This window comes from Enterobacter roggenkampii, from assembly GCF_001729805.1.
In the GTDB taxonomy this organism is placed as follows: domain Bacteria; phylum Pseudomonadota; class Gammaproteobacteria; order Enterobacterales; family Enterobacteriaceae; genus Enterobacter; species Enterobacter roggenkampii.
On record NZ_CP017184.1, the window covers coordinates 3991732 to 4013465 of the forward strand.

General features: G+C 57.0%; 20 protein-coding genes. 9 read left to right on the plus strand and 11 right to left on the minus strand.

Annotated features, from left to right (window positions below):
- Nucleotides 1-60: 60 nt before the first annotated feature.
- Complete coding sequence (locus BFV67_RS18605) at nucleotides 61-642, plus strand: NAD(P)H-dependent oxidoreductase (RefSeq protein ID WP_014833281.1); 582 nt, start codon at nucleotides 61-63, stop codon at nucleotides 640-642.
- Between the two features lie 31 nt (nucleotides 643-673).
- Nucleotides 674-988 carry a putative quinol monooxygenase gene (locus BFV67_RS18610; protein WP_008502984.1) on the plus strand — a complete coding sequence of 105 codons (315 nt, stop codon included), beginning with the start codon at nucleotides 674-676 and terminating at the stop codon, nucleotides 986-988.
- A 96-nt stretch (nucleotides 989-1084) separates the two neighbouring features.
- On the opposite strand, the gene BFV67_RS18615 is transcribed toward BFV67_RS18610, so the two are convergent.
- From BFV67_RS18615 to BFV67_RS18635, 5 genes are read right to left on the minus strand one after another with little or no spacing between them, the layout of a single operon-like run.
- The gene (locus BFV67_RS18615) at nucleotides 1085-1972 is read right to left on the minus strand and encodes a MurR/RpiR family transcriptional regulator (RefSeq protein WP_021242303.1); all 888 of its coding nucleotides are present in this window, start codon (nucleotides 1970-1972) and stop codon (nucleotides 1085-1087) included.
- A complete protein-coding gene (locus tag BFV67_RS18620) occupies nucleotides 1969-2919 on the minus strand; it encodes an iron-siderophore ABC transporter substrate-binding protein (protein ID WP_063617876.1) in 951 nt (316 codons plus the stop codon). The genes BFV67_RS18615 and BFV67_RS18620 overlap by 4 nt, the downstream gene beginning before the upstream one ends.
- A 9-nt stretch (nucleotides 2920-2928) precedes the next feature.
- Complete coding sequence (locus tag BFV67_RS18625) at nucleotides 2929-3969, minus strand: FecCD family ABC transporter permease (protein ID WP_069598783.1); 1041 nt, start codon at nucleotides 3967-3969, stop codon at nucleotides 2929-2931.
- Nucleotides 3966-4949, minus strand: coding sequence for a FecCD family ABC transporter permease (locus tag BFV67_RS18630; RefSeq protein ID WP_059364651.1), 984 nt, complete (start codon nucleotides 4947-4949; stop codon nucleotides 3966-3968). The genes BFV67_RS18625 and BFV67_RS18630 overlap by 4 nt, the downstream gene beginning before the upstream one ends.
- A complete protein-coding gene (locus BFV67_RS18635; protein ID WP_023344932.1) occupies nucleotides 4946-5758 on the minus strand; it encodes an ABC transporter ATP-binding protein in 813 nt (270 codons plus the stop codon). Before BFV67_RS18635 ends, BFV67_RS18630 begins: the two co-directional genes overlap by 4 nt.
- A gap of 385 nt (nucleotides 5759-6143) precedes the next feature.
- Between BFV67_RS18635 and BFV67_RS18640 the strand changes: the two genes are divergently transcribed.
- Nucleotides 6144-8285 (plus strand): TonB-dependent siderophore receptor, encoded by a 2142-nt coding sequence (locus tag BFV67_RS18640; protein ID WP_069598784.1) that lies wholly within the window; start codon nucleotides 6144-6146, stop codon nucleotides 8283-8285.
- A gap of 83 nt (nucleotides 8286-8368) precedes the next feature.
- Here the strand turns inward: BFV67_RS18640 and parE are convergent, their stop codons facing one another.
- Genes parE through nudF form a run of 5 tightly spaced genes read right to left on the minus strand, consistent with a single transcriptional unit; the run spans nucleotide 8369 to nucleotide 12777 of the window.
- Entirely contained in the window at nucleotides 8369-10261 is a 1893-nt protein-coding gene (gene parE, locus BFV67_RS18645; RefSeq protein WP_008502977.1) for a DNA topoisomerase IV subunit B, read from the minus strand.
- A gap of 28 nt (nucleotides 10262-10289) precedes the next feature.
- Complete coding sequence (gene yqiA, locus BFV67_RS18650) at nucleotides 10290-10871, minus strand: esterase YqiA (protein WP_008502976.1); 582 nt, start codon at nucleotides 10869-10871, stop codon at nucleotides 10290-10292.
- Nucleotides 10871-11698 carry a 3',5'-cyclic-AMP phosphodiesterase gene (gene cpdA / locus BFV67_RS18655; protein ID WP_023616245.1) on the minus strand — a complete coding sequence of 276 codons (828 nt, stop codon included), beginning with the start codon at nucleotides 11696-11698 and terminating at the stop codon, nucleotides 10871-10873. Before cpdA ends, yqiA begins: the two co-directional genes overlap by 1 nt.
- A 27-nt stretch (nucleotides 11699-11725) precedes the next feature.
- Nucleotides 11726-12148 (minus strand): DUF1249 family protein, encoded by a 423-nt coding sequence (locus tag BFV67_RS18660; protein ID WP_003862516.1) that lies wholly within the window; start codon nucleotides 12146-12148, stop codon nucleotides 11726-11728.
- Nucleotides 12145-12777 carry an ADP-ribose diphosphatase gene (gene nudF / locus BFV67_RS18665; RefSeq protein WP_008502974.1) on the minus strand — a complete coding sequence of 211 codons (633 nt, stop codon included), beginning with the start codon at nucleotides 12775-12777 and terminating at the stop codon, nucleotides 12145-12147. Before nudF ends, BFV67_RS18660 begins: the two co-directional genes overlap by 4 nt.
- 204 nt (nucleotides 12778-12981) lie before the next feature.
- Here nudF and tolC point away from each other — a divergent pair, with 204 nt between their 5' ends.
- The 3 genes from tolC (at nucleotide 12982) to BFV67_RS18680 (ending at nucleotide 16483) form a co-directional block, all read left to right on the plus strand.
- Nucleotides 12982-14460, plus strand: coding sequence for an outer membrane channel protein TolC (tolC, locus tag BFV67_RS18670; RefSeq protein WP_032675510.1), 1479 nt, complete (start codon nucleotides 12982-12984; stop codon nucleotides 14458-14460).
- 194 nt (nucleotides 14461-14654) lie between these two features.
- The gene (locus BFV67_RS18675; RefSeq protein ID WP_008502972.1) at nucleotides 14655-15320 is read left to right on the plus strand and encodes a DUF1190 family protein; all 666 of its coding nucleotides are present in this window, start codon (nucleotides 14655-14657) and stop codon (nucleotides 15318-15320) included.
- A 2-nt stretch (nucleotides 15321-15322) separates the two neighbouring features.
- Complete coding sequence (locus BFV67_RS18680; RefSeq protein WP_069598785.1) at nucleotides 15323-16483, plus strand: glutathionylspermidine synthase family protein; 1161 nt, start codon at nucleotides 15323-15325, stop codon at nucleotides 16481-16483.
- Between the two features lie 82 nt (nucleotides 16484-16565).
- On the opposite strand, the gene ygiD is transcribed toward BFV67_RS18680, so the two are convergent.
- The gene (ygiD, locus tag BFV67_RS18685) at nucleotides 16566-17354 is read right to left on the minus strand and encodes a 4,5-DOPA-extradiol-dioxygenase (protein ID WP_025912507.1); all 789 of its coding nucleotides are present in this window, start codon (nucleotides 17352-17354) and stop codon (nucleotides 16566-16568) included.
- Between the two features lie 196 nt (nucleotides 17355-17550).
- Here ygiD and zupT point away from each other — a divergent pair, with 196 nt between their 5' ends.
- The 3 genes from zupT (at nucleotide 17551) to BFV67_RS18700 (ending at nucleotide 21734) form a co-directional block, all read left to right on the plus strand.
- Entirely contained in the window at nucleotides 17551-18324 is a 774-nt protein-coding gene (gene zupT, locus BFV67_RS18690) for a zinc transporter ZupT (protein ID WP_008502969.1), read from the plus strand.
- 332 nt (nucleotides 18325-18656) lie between these two features.
- Nucleotides 18657-19217, plus strand: a complete 561-nt coding sequence (locus BFV67_RS18695; protein WP_021242311.1) for a fimbrial protein — start codon at nucleotides 18657-18659, stop codon at nucleotides 19215-19217.
- Between the two features lie 108 nt (nucleotides 19218-19325).
- Complete coding sequence (locus BFV67_RS18700) at nucleotides 19326-21734, plus strand: fimbria/pilus outer membrane usher protein (protein WP_201258619.1); 2409 nt, start codon at nucleotides 19326-19328, stop codon at nucleotides 21732-21734.

Sequence of the window (21734 nt, forward strand, 5' to 3'; positions counted from 1 at the left end):
TTTTCCGCTCCGTCCTCGCGCGTAGAATACCCGGCATACTCTCATCGTCGAGGACAAATAATGAGCAACATCCTGATTATCAACGGTGCAAAAGAATTTGCGCACTCTAAAGGCCAGCTGAATGACACCCTGACCGAGGTCGCGGACGGTTTCCTGCGCGACGCCGGGCATGATGTTAAGGTCGTGCGTGCAGACAGCCACTACGACGTGAAGGCCGAAGTGCAGAACTTCCTGTGGGCTGACGTGGTGATCTGGCAGATGCCAGGCTGGTGGATGGGCGCGCCGTGGACCGTGAAAAAGTACATGGACGACGTGTTCACGGAAGGTCATGGCTCGCTGTATGCCAGCGATGGCCGCACCCGCTCTGACGCGTCCAAAAAATACGGTTCAGGCGGCCTGATTCAGGGCAAAAAATATATGCTGTCACTGACCTGGAACGCGCCGCTGGAAGCCTTCACCGAGAAAGATCAGTTCTTCGAAGGCGTGGGCGTAGACGGTGCTTATCTGCCGTTCCACAAGGCGAATCAGTTCCTGGGCATGGATCCGCTGCCGACCTTTATCGTCAACGACGTGATTAAAATGCCTGATGTCCCGCGCTATATCGCAGAATATCGCAAGCATCTCGCGGAAATTTTTGCTTAACTGGTAGCCTGGAATTAAAGGAGTAGTAAACATGCTTACCGTTATCGCAGAAATCCGTACTCGTCCAGGTCAACATCACCGCCAGGCGGTGCTGGATCAGTTCGCGAAAATCATCCCGACCGTACTGAAAGAAGAAGGCTGCCACGGCTACGCGCCGATGGTGGATGCTGCCACTGACGCCAGCTTCCAGGCGACCGCGCCGGACTCGATCATTATGGTTGAGCAGTGGGAAACCGTCGCGCATCTTGAAGCGCATCTGCAGACCGCGCACATGAAAGCGTGGAGCGACGCGGTGAAGGGCGACGTGCTGGAAACCCACATCCGCATCCTGGAGCAAGGGGTTTAAGTTCGTGGAATTTGCCGGGTGGCACTGCGTTTACCCGGCCAACAAAACCTGAACCGTAGGCCCGGTAAGCGCTAGCGCCACCGGGCTTTGTTGTTTTTAGCTGCTTTTCTTCCCCGGCTTTAACCCGCGATGGAGTTCGTTGATGCGCTTCATCGACTTGATGGCGCGCTGCGGTTCGGTGGCGGCGACGGACAAAATGATCATCTCCAGACAGAGCAGCACCGTGCCGTGGAGCGGGATTTTACCCTTTTCACCGCCGCGCGGAACGTGGATCACCACGCTGGCCTCCTTACTGAAACGCGAATCAAGGGCGTTGGTCAGCAGGATGGTGGGAATGCCCAGACGTTTAGCTTCACGCAGGGTGGTTTGCCCTTCCCGGTGCGCGGATTTCTGCGCCATCATCACCAGCACGTCACCGCGCTGAAGCGCAATCAGCTGTTCGGCAAGCCCGATCCCGGTACGGTTGAGCGGCGTGGCGGGTAACCCCATACGGCTGAACAGCCTGGCGGTGTACTCGGCCAGAATGCCGGAGGCGCCAATGCCAAATATGGCAACCTGCCTTGCCTGCGCCAGCAGTGAGACCGCCTGCGCCATCGCGTAGCGGTTGTGGGGCTCGGATAACACCTCGCAGGTGTGCTGATGTCCCTCCAGCACGAAATCAATGCTCGCGTTGACGTCGCTGGCGAGCGTGTTCACCGTGGTGGACATCTTTTCGCTGGAGGTGACCACCGGGCCAAACCACTGCTCCAGCGTCTGCTTGAGATCGCGCAGCCCGGCGAACCCCAGCGCCTGTATGGCGCGGACCACCGTGGCATCCGAGGTTTTCACTACGGCGGCAATCTCCATGGCGGTCTGCTCCATCACCGCTTCGCGGTTGTCATGGATATAGCGTGCGACCTGCAGCAGACGCGGCGTCAGCTGATGCGCCCGCGCGCGAAAGCGGTCGCCATAGACATCCACGCGCCCCTTCTCTTTGCGGATCACCGTGAGGCCTCCGGCAGCGGACGCCCGGCAATCTGTGATTGCACCTGCGCGGCCATCAGCCCTAAAGACGCGAACGAATTCGAGATCGCCTCTTCACGCGAGATCAGCACGTAATGCCCGCTCCGGCAGGCAGTCAGGAACTGACACCAGCCCGGCATCACCGCCTCCATCGCTGCCAGCTCGTCCTGCGGTTTACCGCCCGTATCCCCGCGCCAGGTAGCAAAGACGAAATCGGCATCCAGCTCCGGCAGGCGCTCGGCGCTGACGTCGATGCGCCCCCCTTCCGGGATGGACTCAATCAGTGGCGGGAATTTGAATCCGGCGTCGCGCAGAACGCGGCCCAGCGAGTGGTAGCTGTGCATGGCGTTGATTTTCCCCTGATTGGCCTGAATCACCGATACGGTGATTTTGCGCGTGTCGATGGTCGCCTTCAGCGCCTTGATTTGCTCCTGATATCGCCGCTCCAGAACCTTGAGCCGCGCCTGCGTTCCTGTCAGTTGAGCCAGCTTGCGGTAGATTTCCGGCGCGCCGCCGTCGAGATGATCGATGCTCACCGTCGGGGCAATTTTCGCTAATTGTTCCACCGGCGTGTTGCGGGTCGGCTCGGTAACGATCAGGTCAGGTTTGGCGGCGGCGATGGCTTCGATGTCGATATCCGCCGTGCCGATAAATTTGATATCGGAATTATCGAAGTCGACGCCGGTTAACATGCCGCTGGAGCGCAGAAAATGGCTGCCGTCAGGCCGCGTGCGGCCATGGCTCGCCACCGGCGGCACGCCAAGCTCAATCAGTGGAATGGTGATGTCCAGATCGTGTAAGGAGACAATCCGTTTCGGGTGCACCGGCACCACCACCTTGCGGTTCAGATCGTCGGTAAAGACCTGCGTCGGCTCCGCCGCGCTCACCGCGAACCCCACCAGCAACAGCATCGAAAACAGTACGCGCATCATAATCCCCTAAAATCTGTCCCGACGCTGCCAGAGCAGCAGCAGGAAAAACGGTCCGCCAATCAATGAAATGACAATTCCCGCCGGCAGCTGCAGCGGGAGGAATGCCAGACGTCCGACGTTATCCGCCAGCAGCACCAGCAGCGCGCCCAGCACGGCGCTTCCCGTCAGGAGCGCGGTCTGACCACCGCGCAGCAGCAGGCGCGCCATATGCGGGGCAATCAGCCCCACAAAGCCAATGCTGCCCACGCAGGAGACGCAGGCCGCCGTCAGCACTACCGGGGCGAGAACCCGCAGCAGCGCCAGCCGGGTTGTGCGCACGCCAAGGCCCGCGGCGGCCTGATTGCCGAGCAGCGCCACGTCCGCTGCCCGCGCGGTAAAGAGCAGCAGCGCAAACGCGGGGGCAGCCCAGAGCGCGGCCAGCCCTACCAGCGTCCAGTTTGCCGCGTGCAGGCTGCCCGCCAGCCACAGCATCGCCGTCTGCACGTCGCGCACGTCGGCGGTGGTCATAAAGACGCCCATTGCCGCGGCAAACGCCCACGACACGCCGATGCCGATCAAAATAAACCGCGGGCGCGAGATATCGCGCGCCAGAGCTATCACCAGCAGCGCGGTGAGCAGCCCACCGGCCATGCCAACCAGCGGACGCCAGGCCAGGCTCAGCGCCGGGAACTGAAAAATCAGCAGCAGTACCGCCGCGCTACAGCCCTCCTTCACGCCGATAAGCCCCGGGTCAGCCAGACCGTTGCGGGTGATGGACTGCATCGCCGCCCCCGCCATGCCGAGCATCGCGCCGCACAGCACCGCCATCAGCAGGCGCGGCAGGCGGATATCCATCACGACGTAGCGCGTCTCCGCCGTCAGACTTTCAGGCGAAAACAGCGCGCGCCCGATGGCAGAGGCGGGGATGGGCAGAGAACCGTGCGCCAGGCCAAAGCCCAGCAGGCTTAGCGCCATCAACGCGAAAAGCGACAGGTACGCCAGCGCCTTCGGGCGAACCAGCGCCGACAGGCGGCCAACACGGATCGCGCGGAGTCCGGCCCGGTTCATTTGAACATCCTCAAGGCCATAAGGATGAACACGGGCGCGCCGACAAGGGCCGTCATGATGCCGGTTGCCAGCTCCCAGGGGGTAAACAGCGTGCGGGCAGCGATATCCGCCAGCAGCAGCACCAGCGCACCGCAGAGGGCCGACAGCGGCACCATCGCGCGTAAATCGACCGACACCAGACGGCGAATGAGCTGCGGTACCACAAGGCCGATAAAGCCAATCGGTCCGGCGAGGGAGACGGCCGCGCCGCAGAGCAGCGCGATGGCCAGCAGGGCAAGGAGGCGGGTTTTCAGCAGCGACACGCCAAGCCCCTGCGCCATTCTGTCGCCCAGCGCCAGCATGTTGAGCGAGGGCGACAACCCGATAGCAAGAACAAAACCGGCTGCTGCAGCCCACAGGGCGCTCTGGAGCATCTGCGCGTTGACTCCGGCGATATCACCTGCCAGCCAGGTGCGCAGAGAGAGCAGCGTCTGTTCATCCAGGATTAACACCGCGGCGGTAATCGACGAGGCAAATGCCGACATCGCCACGCCACACAGGGTGACCTTCATCGGCGTGAGCCCGATGCGACCGGTCGAGGAGAACATCAGCACCAGCAGAAACAGCGCGGCGGCACCGGCGGCCGCAATCAGCGGGCGGCCAAACGGCAGCGAAAGCCCAAGCGCGCTGGCGATCACCACAGCCAGCGCTGCCCCGGCGTTGAGCCCCAGAATATGCGGCTCACCGAGCGGGTTGCGGATCACGGACTGCAGCAGCACGCCCGCCACACCGAGCGCGGCGCCTGTCACCATCGCGGCGCAGAGGCGCAGCAGTCGTAGTCTGATGATGATGTTATGGTCGAAATTGCGCGGGTCGAAATGAAAGAATGCCTCCACTACCGTTTGCGGGGCGATAAAGCGTGCACCGATCCCCAGATGAGCAATCGCCCCCATTGCCAACAGCAGGGTGAAAATCAGGAAAGCCAGAGAGATGCGCATCATGGCTTCTGAATGCTCTGGCGAAACGGCATAAAGAACGGTTTGCCGGTCAAGGGGTTGATGGACATATGCACGTCCACATCAAACACCGCTTTGATCAGCTCCGGCGTGCAGGCGTCGCCTTCATGTAACACTCCCTCGACTTTTCCCTGGCGTAAAAAGACCAGGGAATCACCGTAGTTCACGGCAAAGTTGAGATCGTGCAGCACCACCACGACGGTACGCCCGTGCTGGCGGGTCAGGGCGTGCAGCAGTTCCAGGATCTCCACCTGGTAGCGAAGATCGAGGAACGTGGTGGGTTCATCCAGCAGGATATACGGCGTTTGCTGCGCCAGCGCCATGGCGATCCAGCAGCGCTGACGCTGGCCGCCGGATAAGCTTTCCACCGGCATATGGGCAAACGCTGCCGTGCCGGTCAGGCGCAGGGCCTCTTCCACCGCCAGTTCGTCCTCGTCGCTCCACTGGCGCATAACGTTTTGCCAGGGAAAGCGCCCGCGCGAGACCAGCTCAAAAACGGTTAACCCTTCCGGGAGCAGCGGGGACTGCGGGAGAATACCAAGCTGGCGGGCGACGGCTTTGGTCGGCTGCTCGTGGATCGCCTTGCCGTCGAGAACCGCCGCGCCGCCAAGCGGCTGGAGCAGCCGCGCAATGGTGCTCAACAGCGTGGATTTCCCGCAGCCGTTTGCGCCCACCAGAACGGTTATTTTCTGCTGGGGGATCGCAAGAGAGATATCATCAACGATGATTTTTTTCTGATAGCCCGCAGAGAGGTTCTCCAGAACCAGTCCCGGTTGTTTTGTGTTGTGAGCCACGTGAACGCCAACGTAATAAAAAAGCGCAACAAATATAAATAAAAATCATTCTCTTTTGAGAGTTTGACGCCACGCCATGTAGTAGTCAAGCGAAGAAACACTCTGAAAAAACCAGGGGTAAAGGAGCGTTACCGTGCAGACCACAAAATTAATAAATCATTATTTTTCAATTAAATAATTAATTACCCTTGTACTTTCCCGTTGCGTTTCATGCATGTAGCCGATTTTTATCATTTTTCATTTACTACTACATTCCCGCATGATTGAATGATTCTCAATTACATGTTCGATGCCGGTTCTGGCTAACGAGCAGAGCATAAAAGGGCAATGACTCACACATTCTTCCGTGAAGGTGATTCACGGATATTTTGGGATAACAGATGTAATGGCTACGTTCACACCTTCACTCTCTGGGGTAAAAGGGCGCGCGCTCTTTTCACTGCTGTTTATGGCGCCGCTGGCCCAGGCGGCGGACACCACCGCGGCTAAAGACGGCGAAACGCTTACCGTCACTGCCGATCCAAATACGCCGGCGGAAGCCACCAACGGCTACCAGCCGCTGAACACCTCCACCGCAACGCTGACCAACATGCCGATGCTGGATATCCCGCAGGTGGTGAATACCGTCAGCGATAAAGTGCTGGAGGATCAGCACGCCACCACGCTGGATGAGGCGCTCTATAACGTCAGCAACGTGGTCCAGACCAATACCCTCGGCGGTACGCAGGATGCCTTCGTGCGCCGCGGGTTTGGCGCGAACCGGGACGGCTCGATCATGACCAACGGCCTGCGCACCGTCCTGCCGCGCAGCTTTAACGCCGCCACCGAGCGCGTGGAGGTGCTTAAAGGCCCGGCCTCAACGCTGTATGGCATTCTCGATCCGGGCGGCCTGATTAACGTCGTCACCAAACGCCCGGAGAGAACCTTCGGTGGTTCTCTGTCCGCCACCTCCTCCAGCTTTGGCGGCGGCACCGGACAGGTCGATGTGACCGGCCCGATCGACGGCACGCGTCTGGCGTATCGCCTCACGGGTGAGTATCAGGACGAAGATTACTGGCGTAATTTTGGCAACGAACGCAGCACCTTTATCGCCCCGTCGCTCACCTGGTTCGGCGATGATGCCACCGTGACCGCGCTCTATTCGCATCGCGACTATAAGACGCCGTTCGATCGCGGAACGATCTTCGATCTCAACACCAAAAAGGCCGTTGATGTCGATCGTAAAACCCGATTTGACGAGCCGTTTAACGTGACCGATGGTCAGTCCGATCTGGCGCAGCTGAACGCGGAGTATCGCCTCAACAGCCAGTGGACCGCGAAGTTCGACTACAGCTACAGCCAGGACAAATACAGCGATAACCAGGCCCGCGTGATGGCCTACGATGCAAAAACCGGCAACCTGACCCGCCGCGTGGATGCGACCCAGGGCTCGACCCAGCGCATGCACAGCACCCGCGCGGATCTGCAGGGGAATGTCGATATTGCAGGCTTTTACAATGAGATCCTGAGCGGCGTATCGTATGAGAATTACGATTTGCTGCGTACGGACATGATGCGCTGTAAGAACGTCAAAGGTTTCAACATCTACCATCCGGTTTACGGCAAACTCAACAAGTGTACAACCGTCTCCGCCGCAGACAGCGACCAGACGCTCAAGCAGGAGAGTTATTCGGCCTACGCGCAGGATGCCCTGTACCTGACGGATAAGTGGATCGCCGTCGCCGGGATGCGCTACCAGTATTACACCCAGTACGCGGGTAAAGGTCGTCCGTTCAACGTCAACACCGACAGCCGCGACGAACAGTGGACGCCAAAGCTGGGGCTGGTTTACAAGCTCACGCCATCCGTCTCGCTGTTTGCCAACTACTCGCAGACGTTTATGCCGCAGTCGTCCATTGCAAGTTACATTGGCGACCTGCCGCCGGAAACCTCAAACGCCTACGAACTGGGCGCGAAGTTCGACCTGTTCGACGGCGTTACCGCCAATATCGCGCTGTTTGATATCCACAAACGCAACGTGCTGTACAACGAAAGCGTGGGAGGTGAAACCATCGCCAAAACGGCGGGCCGCGTGCGATCCCAGGGCGTGGAGGTGGATCTTGCCGGGTCACTGACCGAGAACACCAATATTATCGCCAGCTACGGCTACACCGACGCGAAGGTGCTGGAAGACCCGGACTACGCGGGCAAACCGCTGCCGAACGTGCCGCGCCACACCGGCTCCCTGTTCCTGACGTACGATATTCACAATGCGTTTGCCGGGAATACCCTGACGCTGGGCGGTGGCGGACACGGCGTGAGCCGTCGTTCAGCGACCAACGGCGCGGATTATTATCTGCCGGGCTATTTTGTGGCGGATGCCTTTGCGGCCTATAAGATGAAGCTGCAGTATCCGGTGACGCTGCAGGTGAACGTGAAGAACCTGTTTGATAAGACCTACTACACCTCGTCCATTGCGACCAACAACCTGGGCAACCAGATTGGCGACCCTCGCGAAGTGCAGTTTACGGTGAAGATGGAGTTTTGATGTAAAAAAGCCCGGTGGCGCTAATGCTTACCGGGCCTGCGATCCATTCCCTCTCCCTGCGGGAGAGGGTTAGGGTGAGGGCATCAAGCCTCAATATCCGCCATATCGCCTTTCTCCTGCAGCCAGTTACGACGGTCTTCCGAACGTTTCTTGGCAAGGAGCATATCCATCATGGCGTTGGTCTGCTGTTCGTCTTCATCGCTGATCGTCAGCTGCACCAGACGGCGCGTGTTCGGATCCAGCGTCGTTTCGCGCAGCTGCATCGGGTTCATCTCGCCCAGCCCTTTAAAGCGCTGCACGTTAGGCTTGCCCTTCTTACGCTTCAGCTGTTCCAGCACGCCCGCTTTTTCTTCTTCCGTCAGCGCGTAGTAAACCTCTTTGCCGAGATCGATACGGTAAAGCGGCGGCAGCGCCACGTAGACGTGACCGTTTTTCACCAGCGTGCGGAAGTGCTTCACAAACAGCGCGCACAGCAGCGTGGCGATGTGCAGACCGTCGGAGTCCGCATCCGCAAGGATACAGATCTTGCCGTAGCGCAGCTGGCTCAGATCGTCGCTGTCCGGATCGATACCGATCGCGACCGAAATATCGTGGACTTCCTGCGAGGCCAGCACTTCGTCTGAAGAAACTTCCCAGGTGTTCAGGATCTTACCCTTGAGCGGCATGATCGCCTGATATTCACGATCGCGCGCCTGCTTGGCCGACCCGCCCGCCGAGTCCCCTTCCACCAGGAACAGCTCGGTGCGGTTGAGATCCTGCGCGGTACAGTCCGCCAGCTTGCCCGGCAGCGCTGGGCCGCTGGTCAGCTTTTTACGCACCACTTTCTTCGCGGCGCGCAGACGACGCTGGGCGCTGGAGATGGCCATTTCAGCCAGCATTTCTGCCGCCTGAACGTTCTGGTTCAGCCACAGGGTAAACGCATCTTTTACCACGCCGGAGACAAACGCCGCGCACTGGCGTGACGACAGACGTTCTTTGGTCTGACCGGCAAACTGCGGATCCTGCATCTTCACGGAGAGCACGTAGGCGCAGCGGTCCCAGATATCTTCCGCCGACAGCTTCACGCCGCGCGGCAGGATATTACGGTATTCGCAGAATTCGCGCATCGCGTCCAGCAGCCCCTGACGCAGGCCGTTGACGTGGGTCCCGCCGAGCATGGTGGGGATCAGGTTAACGTAGCTTTCGGTCAGCAGCTCGCCGCCTTCCGGCAGCCACAGCAGCGCCCAGTCCACCGCTTCGGTATCACCGCTAAAGTTACCGACGAACGGTTTTTCCGGCAGCGTTGGCAGGCCGTTTACCGCTTCGCACAGGTAGTCGTTCAGGCCATCGGCGTAGCACCAGGTCTGCTCGGTATTATTAACGTGATCTTTAAAGGTGATTTCCACGCCCGGGCAAAGCACCGCTTTGGCTTTCAGCAGGTGCGTCAGGCGGGATACGGAAAAGCGCGGGCTGTCGAAGAAACTCTCGTCAGGCCAGAAGTGGACGCTGGTGCCGGTGTTGCGTTTGCCGCACGTGCCGACAACCTGCAGATCCTGCACCTTCTCGCCGTTTTCAAACGCGATGTTGTACACCTGACCATCGCGACGGACGTTCACTTCCACGCGTTTGGACAGGGCGTTGACGACGGAAATCCCCACGCCGTGCAGGCCACCGGAGAACTGGTAGTTTTTGTTGGAGAACTTACCGCCCGCATGCAGACGACAGAGGATCAGCTCAACGGCCGGGACGCCCTCTTCCGGGTGGATATCCACCGGCATGCCGCGCCCGTCGTCAATAACTTCCAGCGACTGATCGGCATGCAGGATGACGTCAACGCGTTTGGCATGGCCCGCCAGCGCTTCGTCCACACTGTTATCAATAACTTCCTGGCCCAGATGGTTTGGGCGCGTCGTATCGGTGTACATCCCCGGGCGGCGGCGAACCGGCTCAAGCCCGGTGAGGACCTCAATGGCATCAGCGTTATAGGTTTGCGTCATGATTTAAACTAGCAATTCGCATTGATTGTCAGTGGCTGTGCAGTCCAAGAAAATCGACAATCTGGGTGAAATGATTCTCAAAGCCCGTGAAAGCATGGTTTCCGCCCTCTTCTATAGTCTGGCGGCAGGAGGCGTAATACGCCACTGCCTGGCGGTAATCCAGCACTTCATCACCCGTCTGCTGCAGCAGCCAGATGAGATCCGGCGCCTCGAGCGGGTCGACCTGCATAACTTTGAGATCGTAAATATGGCGTGACTCTAGCACATATTGCTGGCCGGTGTAGGGGTTCTCGTTTTCGCCAAGAAAGTCCCGCAGCAGCTCAAATGGCCGTACCGCCGGATTAACCACCACGGCGGGCAGCATAAAGCATTGCGAGAGCCAGGTGGCGTAATATCCCCCCAACGATGAACCGACCACACCAAAGGTTTCGCCGCCGTGCGCAAGCACGATGGATTCCAGCATTTCCGCGGCTTCTGCCGGGTAAGGCGGCAGCTGTGGGATAATCATCTCAACGTCAGGGTGATGCTCGCTCAGCCACTGGCGAAACTGTGTCGCTTTTGCGGAGCGCGGCGAACTGTTGAATCCGTGCAGATAAAGGAGCGTAGACATCAATAGCCTTCTGAAGCGGTGTCCGGGCGGAACTGTGCGCCGGTCAAACGGCAGACTTCCGTGGTCAGCGTGCCGTCGGGATGCAGTTCCAGCCAGCGCCAGCCTGGCGCGATGGTATCCAGCGTAAAGTTGGCGCAGTGCGGCTTAAACTGAACGCAGGTCGACGGCGTCGCCAGCATGCGGCGTCCGTTCCAGTCGAGATCCTGCTCCTGGTGAATATGCCCACACAGCAGATTTTTCACCCGTGGGAACTTCGCCAGCACGCGATCCAGCGCCGCGGAGTTGCGCAGGCTGTGCTGATCGAGCCAGCTGCAGCCCGCCGGCAGAGGATGATGATGAAGCAACAGCAGCGTGTGACGTTCAGGTTCAGCGGCCAGTTTGGTCTCCAGCCAGTCGAGCTGAAACTCACTTAGTTCACCGTGCGGGACGCCGAACACCTGGCTGTCCAGCAGCAGGATCTGCCACTGTTCACCCGCAAAAACACATTTCGCCGGAGAAATCCCCGCATCCTGGAGAGAACTGTACATGGCGGGCTGAAAATCGTGGTTACCCGGCAGCCAGACGCAGGGCACGCTAAAGCTCGCGATGCCTTCAGCAAAATGCTGGTAGGCCGCGGAAGATTGGTCCTGCGCCAGATCGCCCGTTGCGACAATCAGATCGCATGCACGGTTTTCAGCGTGAATGGCGCTCAGTACCGCCTGATAACTCTCCCAGGTATTCACCCCCAGCAGCGTTTCATGCTTTTCGGCAAAAAGGTGGGTATCGGTGATTTGTAATATCCTGACTGGCGCCCCACCAGCAACAGTCAGGTTCAACAGGCTTTCCAAATGGTGTCCTTAGGTAGGTTTATGACGCTAACAAACCGGAATCGCCATTGCTCCATGTGCTAAACAATACCTTAGCCAGTCGGCTAAAAACTGGTTAATTTGATGCTTTTCGTCGCGTTGATGCAACTTTTTATTCGGGTAATCATACCGCGCCTTGAAGCGAAAGATCTGCTGGCTTGAACACACTTCAGCGACCATCGCGTCGTGATAGAGGCGTACCGTCATCGACGGCAGGCTCCAGTAGCTAATGCTGGGTGCCGTTTGCTCAATCTCCACCAGCGTAGTGTAGCGCGTTGATTCTGTTATCGTTAATCGATACTGCGCGTTGCTCACCTGATAGCTTACCGTTTCGCCGGGTGCGTCGTTTCTCGGCAGCAGGCGGCGCAATTGTGCGAAATTGGTTTCGCACAGGCGCATCATTTCTGGGAAGTCAGGCGTATAGCGCTTCATTTTTTCCACTCGTTTCGTAATGTCTGATAATGCAGCTGCAGCCATTGCAGGGCGATGACAGACGCTGCGTTGTCGATTTTCCCCTCTTCTACCCACTGATAAGCCTGTTCCCGGCTCACCACATGAACCCGAATATCTTCGTTTTCATCAGCCAGACCGTGAATGCCTTCTGCGGTCGTGGCGTCCACTTCGCCCACCATAATGGATAAGCGTTCGCTGGTGCCACCCGGACTCGCCAGATAGCTCAACACCGGTTTGGTGCGGCCCACCACCAGCCCCGCCTCTTCCAGCGCCTCGCGCCGGGCGACGTCTTCAACCGTCTCGCCTTCTTCGATCATCCCGGCCACCATCTCCAGCAGCCAAGGGCTCTCACTGACGTCATAAGCGGCGATGCGGATCTGCTCCACCAGCACGACTTCGTCACGCACTGGGTCAAAGGGTAGCAAGACTGCCGCATGCCCGCGCTCAAAAATTTCGCGTCTGATTTCGCCGCTCATTTCACCGTTAAACAGGCGATGCCTGAAACGGTAAAGATCCATTGAAAAAAAACCGCTATAAAGCGTTTCTCGTGCAATAATTTCTACATCGTTTTTGGCGAATGTCACGGGCAACTTTTCTGGTTTTTGCATGAGTCGAGTCCTGGTAGCAATGGTGATGAAATTGTGAATTTCAAGGCTGTTTGGCTGCCGTTTGTAAGGCTATATGATAGATTGGTGCAAATTACCGCCAGATGGCACGTAACGCCAACCTTTTGGTGTGGATGATTCTGTTAGAATCGGCAATTATTTTTTAATTAGATCAGCGCTAATACTGCTTCACAACAAGGAATGCAAATGAAGAAATTGCTCCCCATCCTTATCGGCCTGAGCCTGACGGGCTTCAGTGCAATGAGCCAGGCGGAAAACCTGTTACAGGTCTACCAGCAGGCACGTCTGGGCAACCCTGATTTACGTAAATCAGCGGCCGATCGTGATGCTGCGTTTGAAAAGATTAACGAAGCGCGTAGCCCCTTGCTGCCACAGTTAGGGTTAGGTGCAGATTATACCTACAGCAACGGTTTCCGCGACGCTAACGGCGTAAACTCCAATGCTACCAGTGCCTCACTGCAATTAACACAGACGCTGTTTGATATGTCCAAATGGCGTGCCCTGACCCTGCAGGAAAAAAGCGCGGGCATCCAGGATGTGACCTATCAGACCGACCAGCAGACGCTGATCCTGAATACAGCTACGGCGTACTTCAATGTGCTGAGCGCCATTGACGCGCTCTCCTACACCGAAGCGCAGAAACAGGCCATTTACCGTCAGTTAGATCAAACCACCCAGCGCTTCAACGTGGGTCTGGTGGCGATCACCGACGTGCAGAACGCCCGTTCACAGTACGACACCGTGCTGGCCAACGAAGTGACCGCGCGTAACAACCTCGACAACGCGCTGGAATCCCTGCGCCAGGTGACCGGGAACTACTATCCTGAGCTGGCCTCCCTGAACGTCGACAGCTTCAAAACGGATAAGCCGCAGGCCGTTAACGCCCTGCTGAAAGAGGCGGAAAACCGCAACCTGACGTTGCTGCAGGCGCGTCTGAACCAGGACCTGGCCCGCGAGCAGATTCGTCAGGCGCAGGACGGCCATTTGCCAACCCTGAGCCTGAGCGCCTCTACCGGCGTTTCTGACACCACCTACAGTGGCTCTAAAACCAATTCTGCCCAGTATGACGACAGCAATATGGGTCAGAACAAAGTGGGCCTGAGCTTCTCCCTGCCGCTGTATCAGGGCGGTCAGGTTAACTCCCAGGTGAAACAGGCGCAGTACAACTTTGTTGGCGCGAGCGAGCAGCTGGAAAGCGCCCATCGTAACGTGGTGCAGACCGTACGTTCATCCTTCAACAACGTGAACGCCTCAATCAGCAGCATCAACGCCTATAAACAGGCCGTTGTGTCTGCACAGAGCTCCCTGGACGCGATGGAAGCGGGTTACTCGGTCGGTACACGTACTATCGTTGACGTGCTCGACGCCACCACCACGCTGTACAACGCGAAGCAGCAGCTCTCAAGCGCGCGTTATCAGTACCTGATTAACCAGCTGAACATTAAGCAGGCTCTGGGTACGCTGAACGAGCAAGACCTGCAGATGCTGAACAGCGCACTGGGCAAGCCGGTCTCTACCTCTCCGGACAGCGTTGCACCGGAGAACCCGGAGCAGGTTGCCGCGGTTGATAACTTCAACGCTAACAGCACTACCCCTGCTGCACAGCCTGCTGCCGCGCGCACCACAGCGCCTGCCAGCAAGGGCAACAATCCGTTCCGTAACTAAGCATTGCCCGATGGCGCTTCGCTTATCGGGCCTACTGAATCGTAGGCCGGGTAAGCGCAGCGCCACCCGGCGCAAAATCCCCCTCGAACGTAAGCCAACGTAAAGATCCCCCTGATTCCGCCCCTCTTCGCTTCATTTTCAACCACTCATCCTCTATCCTGAGCGTTATTACCACTGGGTCCTGGAAGACAAACATGAAACGGACAAAAACGATCAATCACGCGTCGTTCCGCAAGAGCTGGAATGCACGTCACCTCACCCCTGTTGCGCTGGCGGTTACCGCTGTCTTTATGCTGGCAGGCTGTGAGAAAAACGATGAAACGGTTTCGCTGTATCAAAACGCGGACGACTGCTCCGCCGCCACCGGCAAAGCGGCCGAATGTAAAACGGCCTACACCAACGCGCTGAAAGAAGCGGAACGCACCGCGCCGAAATATGCCTCACGCGAAGACTGCGTAGCGGAATTTGGTGAAGGTCAGTGCCAGCAGGCACCGGCTCAGGCAGGCACGGCACCTGAAAATCAGGCACAGGCGCAGTCCAGCGGCAGCTTCTGGATGCCGCTGATGGCAGGCTACATGATGGGCCGTCTGATGGGCGGCGGTGCGGGCTACCAGCAGCAGCCGCTGTTTAGCTCGAAAAACCCGGCCAGCCCGGCTTACGGTCAATATACCGATGCCAGCGGTAAAGGCTACGGCGCAGCGACTCCGGGCCGCACCGTAACCGTACCGAAAACCGCGATGGCGCCGAAGCCTGCGACCACCAGCACCATCACCCGCGGCGGGTTCGGTGAGTCTGTGGCGAAACAGACCAGCATGCAGCGCAGTGCATCAGGCACCTCTACTCGCTCAATGGGCGGCTAATCATGGAACGAGTCAGTATTACCGAGCGCCCGGACTGGCGCGAAAAAGCCACCGAGTACGGCTTTAACTTCCACACCATGTACGGCGAGCCGTACTGGTGTGAAGACGCTTACTACAAGCTCACCCTGGCCCAGGTTGAGAAGCTGGAAGAGGTCACGGCTGAGCTGCACCAGATGTGCCTCAAGGTGGTGGAAAAAGTCATCGACAGCGACGAGCTGATGGCCAAGTTTCGCATTCCAAAGCACACCTGGAGCTTTGTCCGCCAGTCGTGGAAAACGAATCAGCCTTCGCTTTACTCTCGCCTGGATCTGGCGTGGGACGGCAAAGGCGAGCCTAAGCTGCTGGAAAACAACGCCGATACCCCAACGTCCCTGTACGAGGCGGCGTTCTTCCAGTGGATCTGGCTGGAAGACCAAGCCAATGCCGGAAACCTGCCGGAAGGCAGCGACCAGTTCAACAGCCTGCAGGAGAAGCTGATCGAGCGCTTTGCCGAGCTGCGCGAGCAGTTTGGCTTCAACCTGCTGCATCTCGCCTGCTGCCGCGACACGGAAGAAGATCGTGGCACGGTTCAGTATCTGCAGGACTGCGCCGCCGAAGCGGAAGTGGCGACCGAGTTCCTCTTTATCGAGGATATCGGCCTGGGTGAAAAAGGTCAGTTTACGGACATGCAGGATCAGGTCATCAGCAACCTGTTCAAGCTCTACCCGTGGGAGTACATGCTGCGCGAGATGTTCTCCACCAAGCTGGAAGATGCGGGCGTGCGCTGGCTGGAACCGGCCTGGAAGAGCATTATCTCCAACAAGGCCCTGCTGCCGATGCTGTGGGAGATGTTCCCGAATCACCCTAACCTACTGCCAGCGTACTTTGCGGAAGATGATTACCCGCAGATGGAGAAATACGTCGTTAAGCCGATCTTCTCCCGCGAAGGCGCTAACGTGTCGATCATCGAAAACGGTAAAACGCTGGAAGCGGTTGAAGGGCCTTACGGCGAGGAAGGGATGATCGTCCAGGCGTTCTATCAACTGCCGAAATTTGGCGACAGCTATACGCTAATTGGCAGCTGGCTCATTAACGATCAACCTGCCGGAATTGGCATTCGCGAAGATCGCGCGCTGATCACGCAGGATCTGTCGCGGTTCTACCCGCATATTTTTGTGGAGTAAGACTTGCCCGGTGGCGCTACGCTTACCGGGCCTACGCTCGACCTGTAGGCCGGGTAAGGCGAAGCCGCCACCCGGCATGTTTTCACCCTACCTGCACCGACAGCATACTCAGACTTCCCATCTCTAATCCATCGACCGGGATCGTAACCGGCTCCTCACCGTCCCATGCGCCAAGCACGTACAGCAGCGGCAGGAAATGCTCTGGGGTCGGGTTAGAGAGCGAACCGCCCTCGTGCTCCAGATAGTTCACCAGCGGATGCGCCTCAGCCGGGCCTTGCCAGGTCAGGTTCGCTTTGACGTAGTCGTTAAAAGCGGTCGCCCACGGATATGGCGTGTTTTCGCCATGCCAGCGCGCCGTACGCAGGTTGTGCACCACGTTGCCGCTTGCCACCAGCATGATGCCTTCATCACGAAGCGTCGCCAGCTTGCGCCCCATCTCCAGATGCCAGGCAGCCGGTTTGGTGCTGTCGATGCTCAGCTGCACCATCGGGATATCCGCATCAGGATACATTTTTATCAGCACGCCCCATGAGCCATGGTCAAAGCCCCAGGCTTCTTTATCCAGCGCAACCGGAACAGGCGACAGCAGATCCACCAGCCTTTGTGCCAGCTCAGGCGAGCCGGGGGCCGGATAATGCGTGTCATACAGCGCCTGCGGGAAGCCGCCAAAATCATGAATGGTTTTTGGCGCTTCCATGGCGGTCACGCCCGTGCCGCGGGTGAACCAATGCGCAGATACCACCACAATCGCTTTTGGACGCGGCAGCGTCTCGCCCAGATGACGCCATGCGCGGGTATAGACGTTATCTTCCAGAACGTTCATTGGGCTGCCGTGGCCTAAAAACAGGGCTGGCATACGGGATGAAGTCATGATGATATCCTTACAGAAGGTGTCAATTTAATGGTGCTACATTACGCGCAATCGGACAAAGATGAACGCTGATAAGCGTGAAGATCATCATCAGGAATTTTGAATGTAAGGAATGTGTAAAGCCGGGGTTCGCCCCTCGCTTTGCCAGAAATGAATCATTTATATTAATGATAATCATTATCATAAGGAGCAATCCATGTCAGTCCCTCTGATCCTGACCATACTGGCGGGCGCCGCGACCTTTATCGGCGCAATCCTCGGCGTGCTTGGTCAGAAGCCGTCAAACCGCGTGCTGGCCTTCTCGCTGGGCTTTGCTGCCGGGATCATGCTGCTTATCTCCCTGATGGAGATGCTCCCTGCTGCGCTGGGCACCGACGGGATGTCTCCCCTGCTGGGCTACGGCATGTTTGTCGTTGGCCTGCTGGGTTACTTTGCCCTCGACCGGATGCTACCCCACGCGCATCCGCAGGATTTAATGCAGAAAAACGTAACGCCTGTGCCGCGGAATATTAAGCGAACGGCGGTTCTGCTCACGCTGGGGATTAGCCTGCATAACTTCCCGGAAGGGGTCGCGACCTACGTGACGGCCAGCAGCAATCTGGAAATGGGCTTTGGCATCGCGCTGGCGGTGGCCTTACACAATATTCCTGAAGGACTGGCGGTCGCCGGACCGGTGTATGCCGCCACGGGCTCGAAACGTACCGCGGTATTCTGGGCAGGAATTTCCGGGATGGCTGAAATCCTCGGCGGTGTCCTGGCCTGGTTGATTCTCGGAAGCCTGGTCTCCCCTGTCGTGATGGCCGCCATTATGGCCACAGTTGCCGGGATTATGGTGGCGCTTTCCGTCGATGAATTAATGCCGCTGGCGAAAGAGATCGATCCCAATAACAACCCCAGCTATGGCGTGCTGTGCGGAATGTCGGTCATGGGCTTAAGCCTGGTGTTATTGCAATCTGCAGGTATCGGTTAGGATTAGTCTGCCTCCGTATAATACGGAGGCAGACTTTCGAAACGTTAAGATATAGATAGAAATGATACGTTATTTTGTTGCCTACAAAGCCCTTGCAAAATATATAGCTCATAGAAATAGAATGATGAAACTTTATCAGTCCATTATCTGAGTTACTGCATATATTATGAATGTTAGCCGATGCTTACAATCAACATTAATTATATATTAATATAATCTTAAAATAGCTTTAAGATGCAGTAATCGCATCTCCCCTTCGTCCTCCCATATACTCCATTTGCGTTTTGAAACTTATATTCAGAGTATGAATTCGTTTGAAAAAGGATATTTTCATGTATATGGGTAAAAAAATTCTATTAGCTGTAACTATCGCTGCCGCAGTATCGGGTTCCGCCTTTGCTGCCGAGCAGGGGTCGGGAAAAATCAAATTCAAAGGCGTTGTTATTGATGCGCCTTGCAGCATTGCACCAGACAGCGTTGATAAAGAAGTCGATCTCGGTGAAGTGACCACAGCCGTGATCAATGCCAACAAGAAGTCCTCCGCTGTTCCGGTTGATATCAATCTGGAAAACTGCCAGCTTGACGATCCGGCCGACGAGACTGACACACCAGTGACCAAAGTCGATGTCACGTTTACCAGCTCAGCGACAGACGCGACCGACACCAGTCTGATGACCAATACCTATGCAAGTGGTGCACAGAACGTGGGCGTTCGTCTTCTGAATAACGCCGAAGCCAACATTACGCTGGGTGCTGCTAATGAGGTTGCTCTGCTGGCAGGTTCAACGACTCAAACGCTGCACTTCAAAGCATTAATGGAAGTGGTAACGGGTAAAACGGCGACTGCTGGCCAGGTGGAAGCTACAGCCAACTATATTCTGGCGTATAAATAACTACGCCATGTTTCAAATTAAACCGGCTGGCATTTAATGTCAGCCGGCATTGAATGTATTTATTTGAGTAACAGGGCAATGACATATAAATTACAATGCATAATTATTATGACGTCCCTGTTTATGGCGGAACTTGGCTCCGCCACCGAATTTAACATCAATGCTATCGATAAAGATCAGCGTGGCAGCGTTGATTTATCTCTTTTTAAAGATCAAATATCGATCACACCAGGCGACTATTTTGTTACCGTTTCAATTAATGATATCCCGCTGGCAAATGGCTGGCAGCTCCGCTGGCAGGAGATAGACAAGAGCGTACAAGTCTGTATTCCACCTGAACTGGCCGATACATTTGCTCTGCAGGACAATATTCGTAGCGCATTGGCGGAAAAAGACGGGTGCGTCGACTTTGCATCAAAACCGGATATTAAATTTAATTTTGAGCAATCCAGCCAGACGCTGAAGGTCACGATACCTCAGGCCTGGTTACAGTACCGTGCCGCAGACTGGATGCCCCCTTCAACCTGGGACAACGGCGTGCCGGGCGTACTACTGGATTACAATCTTTTTGCCAGTCATTACCAGCCGAACGATGGCAGCAGCACGGATAACGTCAACACTTATGGCACTGCCGGCGCGAATATGGGCGCGTGGCGACTGCGCGGTGATTATCAGTATACTCAAACCCATACCGACGCAGGTTCAGAGAATGACGGACGCTTTTCACGCCTCTATATGTTCCGTCCTCTCCCCTCGCTCGGAGCCAAACTCACACTGGGTGAAACGGATTTCCAGTCCGCTATTTTTGATGCCTTCACCTATACCGGTGCCTCCCTGATTAGCGATGAGCGCATGCTGCCATGGTCGCTGCGCGGCTACGCGCCACAAATTACCGGCCTCGCGCAAACTAACGCCACGGTAACGGTTAGCCTGGCTGACCGTGTCATTTACCAAAGCAACGTTCCGCCAGGGCCGTTTGTTATTCAGGATCTAAACCAGTCTGTACAGGGTACGCTGGACGTCAAAGTGACAGAAGAAGATGGGCGCGTAAGCACCTTCCAGGTTTCTGCGGAATCGGTGCCTTTTTTAACCCGCAAAGGTCAGGTTCGCTATAAGCTGGCGGCAGGAAAAGCACGCAAAGACGCCTCGCATGACGTTGAAGATAACGCGTTTATGAGCGGCGAATTCTCCTGGGGGATGCTGTCACAAACCTCCCTCTACGGCGGTACGCTCGCCGATGGCGATCGCTACCGGTCCGTTGCCGTAGGAATAGGTCAAAACATGGAGTACCTGGGCGCGCTCTCTTTTGACGTGACGCAGGCAACCAGCCAGTTGCCCAATCAGAATAGCCAGACAGGTTACAGCTACCGTTTCAACTACAGTAAGCGTTTCGATACCACCGGCAGCCAGCTTACGCTCGCCAGTTATCGCTATTCCGACCCGCAGTTTCTCAGCTACGCCCGTTTTCTGGATGATGACAATAACGATCGGCAGTCAGAAAAACAGACGCTCAGCGTGACGGCAAGCCAGTACATTCCGGCGCTATCGCTCAACCTCTATGTGAACATGCTGCGTCAAACCTGGTGGAACGATTCCTCCTCCACGACGGGCAGCGTGACCGCAGGCTATAACTTTGATATCGGTCGCTGGAAAAATCTGGGCCTCACCGTGTCGTGGAGTAAAACCCACTATGAAGACGAAGACGACGATACGCAGTTCTATCTCTCACTGAGCGTACCGCTCGATCCCGATCATCGTCTGAATTACGACCTGCGCAACAGCGACAGTCTGAGCCAGAACGTATCGTGGTATGACACATCAGACCGCAACAACACCTGGGGCGTTTCGGCAGGTACCGAAAGCGAGAAGTCAGATGCCGGCGCGCAGGTGAGCGGCAACTATCAACATTATTCTCCTTATGGCGACCTGAATCTCTCCGGGAGCGTTAAGGCTAACGAATACAATTCCCTGAGTGCCAGTTGGACCGGTTCATTCACCTCGACGGCTAAAGGCGCTGCGCTGCACCGCCGCAGCTACGGTAACGAGCCGCGCGTGATGGTCAGTACCGATGGCGTAGGCAACATCCCACTGAACATGTCGCGGGATGAAACCAATCGCTTCGGGATTGGCGTTTTACCGTCCATCTCCAGCTATTCGCCTTCCAGCGTGCAGGTCAATATGAACAACCTGCCCGATGGCGTAGACGTTGACACCCGCGTCGTCACCTCAACCTGGACGGAAGGCGCCATCGGGTACCGTCAGATCGCGACGCGTGCAGGCAATGATATCGCAGGCATTTTACGAACTGCCTCTGGCATACCGCCGCTGGGCGCCGTTGTTCGCCAGCTTGAAGACGATCGGCAGATTGCCATGGTCGCCGATGACGGCCACGTCTGGCTCGGCGCCGTAGAGCCACAACAACAGTTTCGCGTGACGTGGGGAGACAATCAGCAGTGCCGCTTCACGTTACCTTCACACCTTGAAAACAGTATGCAGTTGATACTGCCATGTCAGTAA

Excerpts from the sequence above, each read along its gene's own strand:
- BFV67_RS18605 (WP_014833281.1), top strand. The coding sequence starts at position 61 with ATGAGCAACATCCTGATTATCAACGGTGCAAAAGAATTTGCGCACTCT.
- BFV67_RS18610 (WP_008502984.1), top strand. The coding sequence starts at position 674 with ATGCTTACCGTTATCGCAGAAATCCGTACTCGTCCAGGTCAACATCAC.
- BFV67_RS18620 (WP_063617876.1), bottom strand. The coding sequence starts at position 2,919 with ATGCGCGTACTGTTTTCGATGCTGTTGCTGGTGGGGTTCGCGGTGAGC.
- BFV67_RS18625 (WP_069598783.1), bottom strand. The coding sequence starts at position 3,969 with ATGAACCGGGCCGGACTCCGCGCGATCCGTGTTGGCCGCCTGTCGGCG.
- BFV67_RS18630 (WP_059364651.1), bottom strand. The coding sequence starts at position 4,949 with ATGATGCGCATCTCTCTGGCTTTCCTGATTTTCACCCTGCTGTTGGCA.
- BFV67_RS18640 (WP_069598784.1), top strand. The coding sequence starts at position 6,144 with ATGGCTACGTTCACACCTTCACTCTCTGGGGTAAAAGGGCGCGCGCTC.
- parE (WP_008502977.1), bottom strand. The coding sequence starts at position 10,261 with ATGACGCAAACCTATAACGCTGATGCCATTGAGGTCCTCACCGGGCTT.
- yqiA (WP_008502976.1), bottom strand. The coding sequence starts at position 10,871 with ATGTCTACGCTCCTTTATCTGCACGGATTCAACAGTTCGCCGCGCTCC.
- BFV67_RS18660 (WP_003862516.1), bottom strand. The coding sequence starts at position 12,148 with ATGAAGCGCTATACGCCTGACTTCCCAGAAATGATGCGCCTGTGCGAA.
- nudF (WP_008502974.1), bottom strand. The coding sequence starts at position 12,777 with ATGCAAAAACCAGAAAAGTTGCCCGTGACATTCGCCAAAAACGATGTA.
- tolC (WP_032675510.1), top strand. The coding sequence starts at position 12,982 with ATGAAGAAATTGCTCCCCATCCTTATCGGCCTGAGCCTGACGGGCTTC.
- BFV67_RS18675 (WP_008502972.1), top strand. The coding sequence starts at position 14,655 with ATGAAACGGACAAAAACGATCAATCACGCGTCGTTCCGCAAGAGCTGG.
- BFV67_RS18680 (WP_069598785.1), top strand. The coding sequence starts at position 15,323 with ATGGAACGAGTCAGTATTACCGAGCGCCCGGACTGGCGCGAAAAAGCC.
- ygiD (WP_025912507.1), bottom strand. The coding sequence starts at position 17,354 with ATGACTTCATCCCGTATGCCAGCCCTGTTTTTAGGCCACGGCAGCCCA.
- zupT (WP_008502969.1), top strand. The coding sequence starts at position 17,551 with ATGTCAGTCCCTCTGATCCTGACCATACTGGCGGGCGCCGCGACCTTT.
- BFV67_RS18695 (WP_021242311.1), top strand. The coding sequence starts at position 18,657 with ATGTATATGGGTAAAAAAATTCTATTAGCTGTAACTATCGCTGCCGCA.
- BFV67_RS18700 (WP_201258619.1), top strand. The coding sequence starts at position 19,326 with ATGACGTCCCTGTTTATGGCGGAACTTGGCTCCGCCACCGAATTTAAC.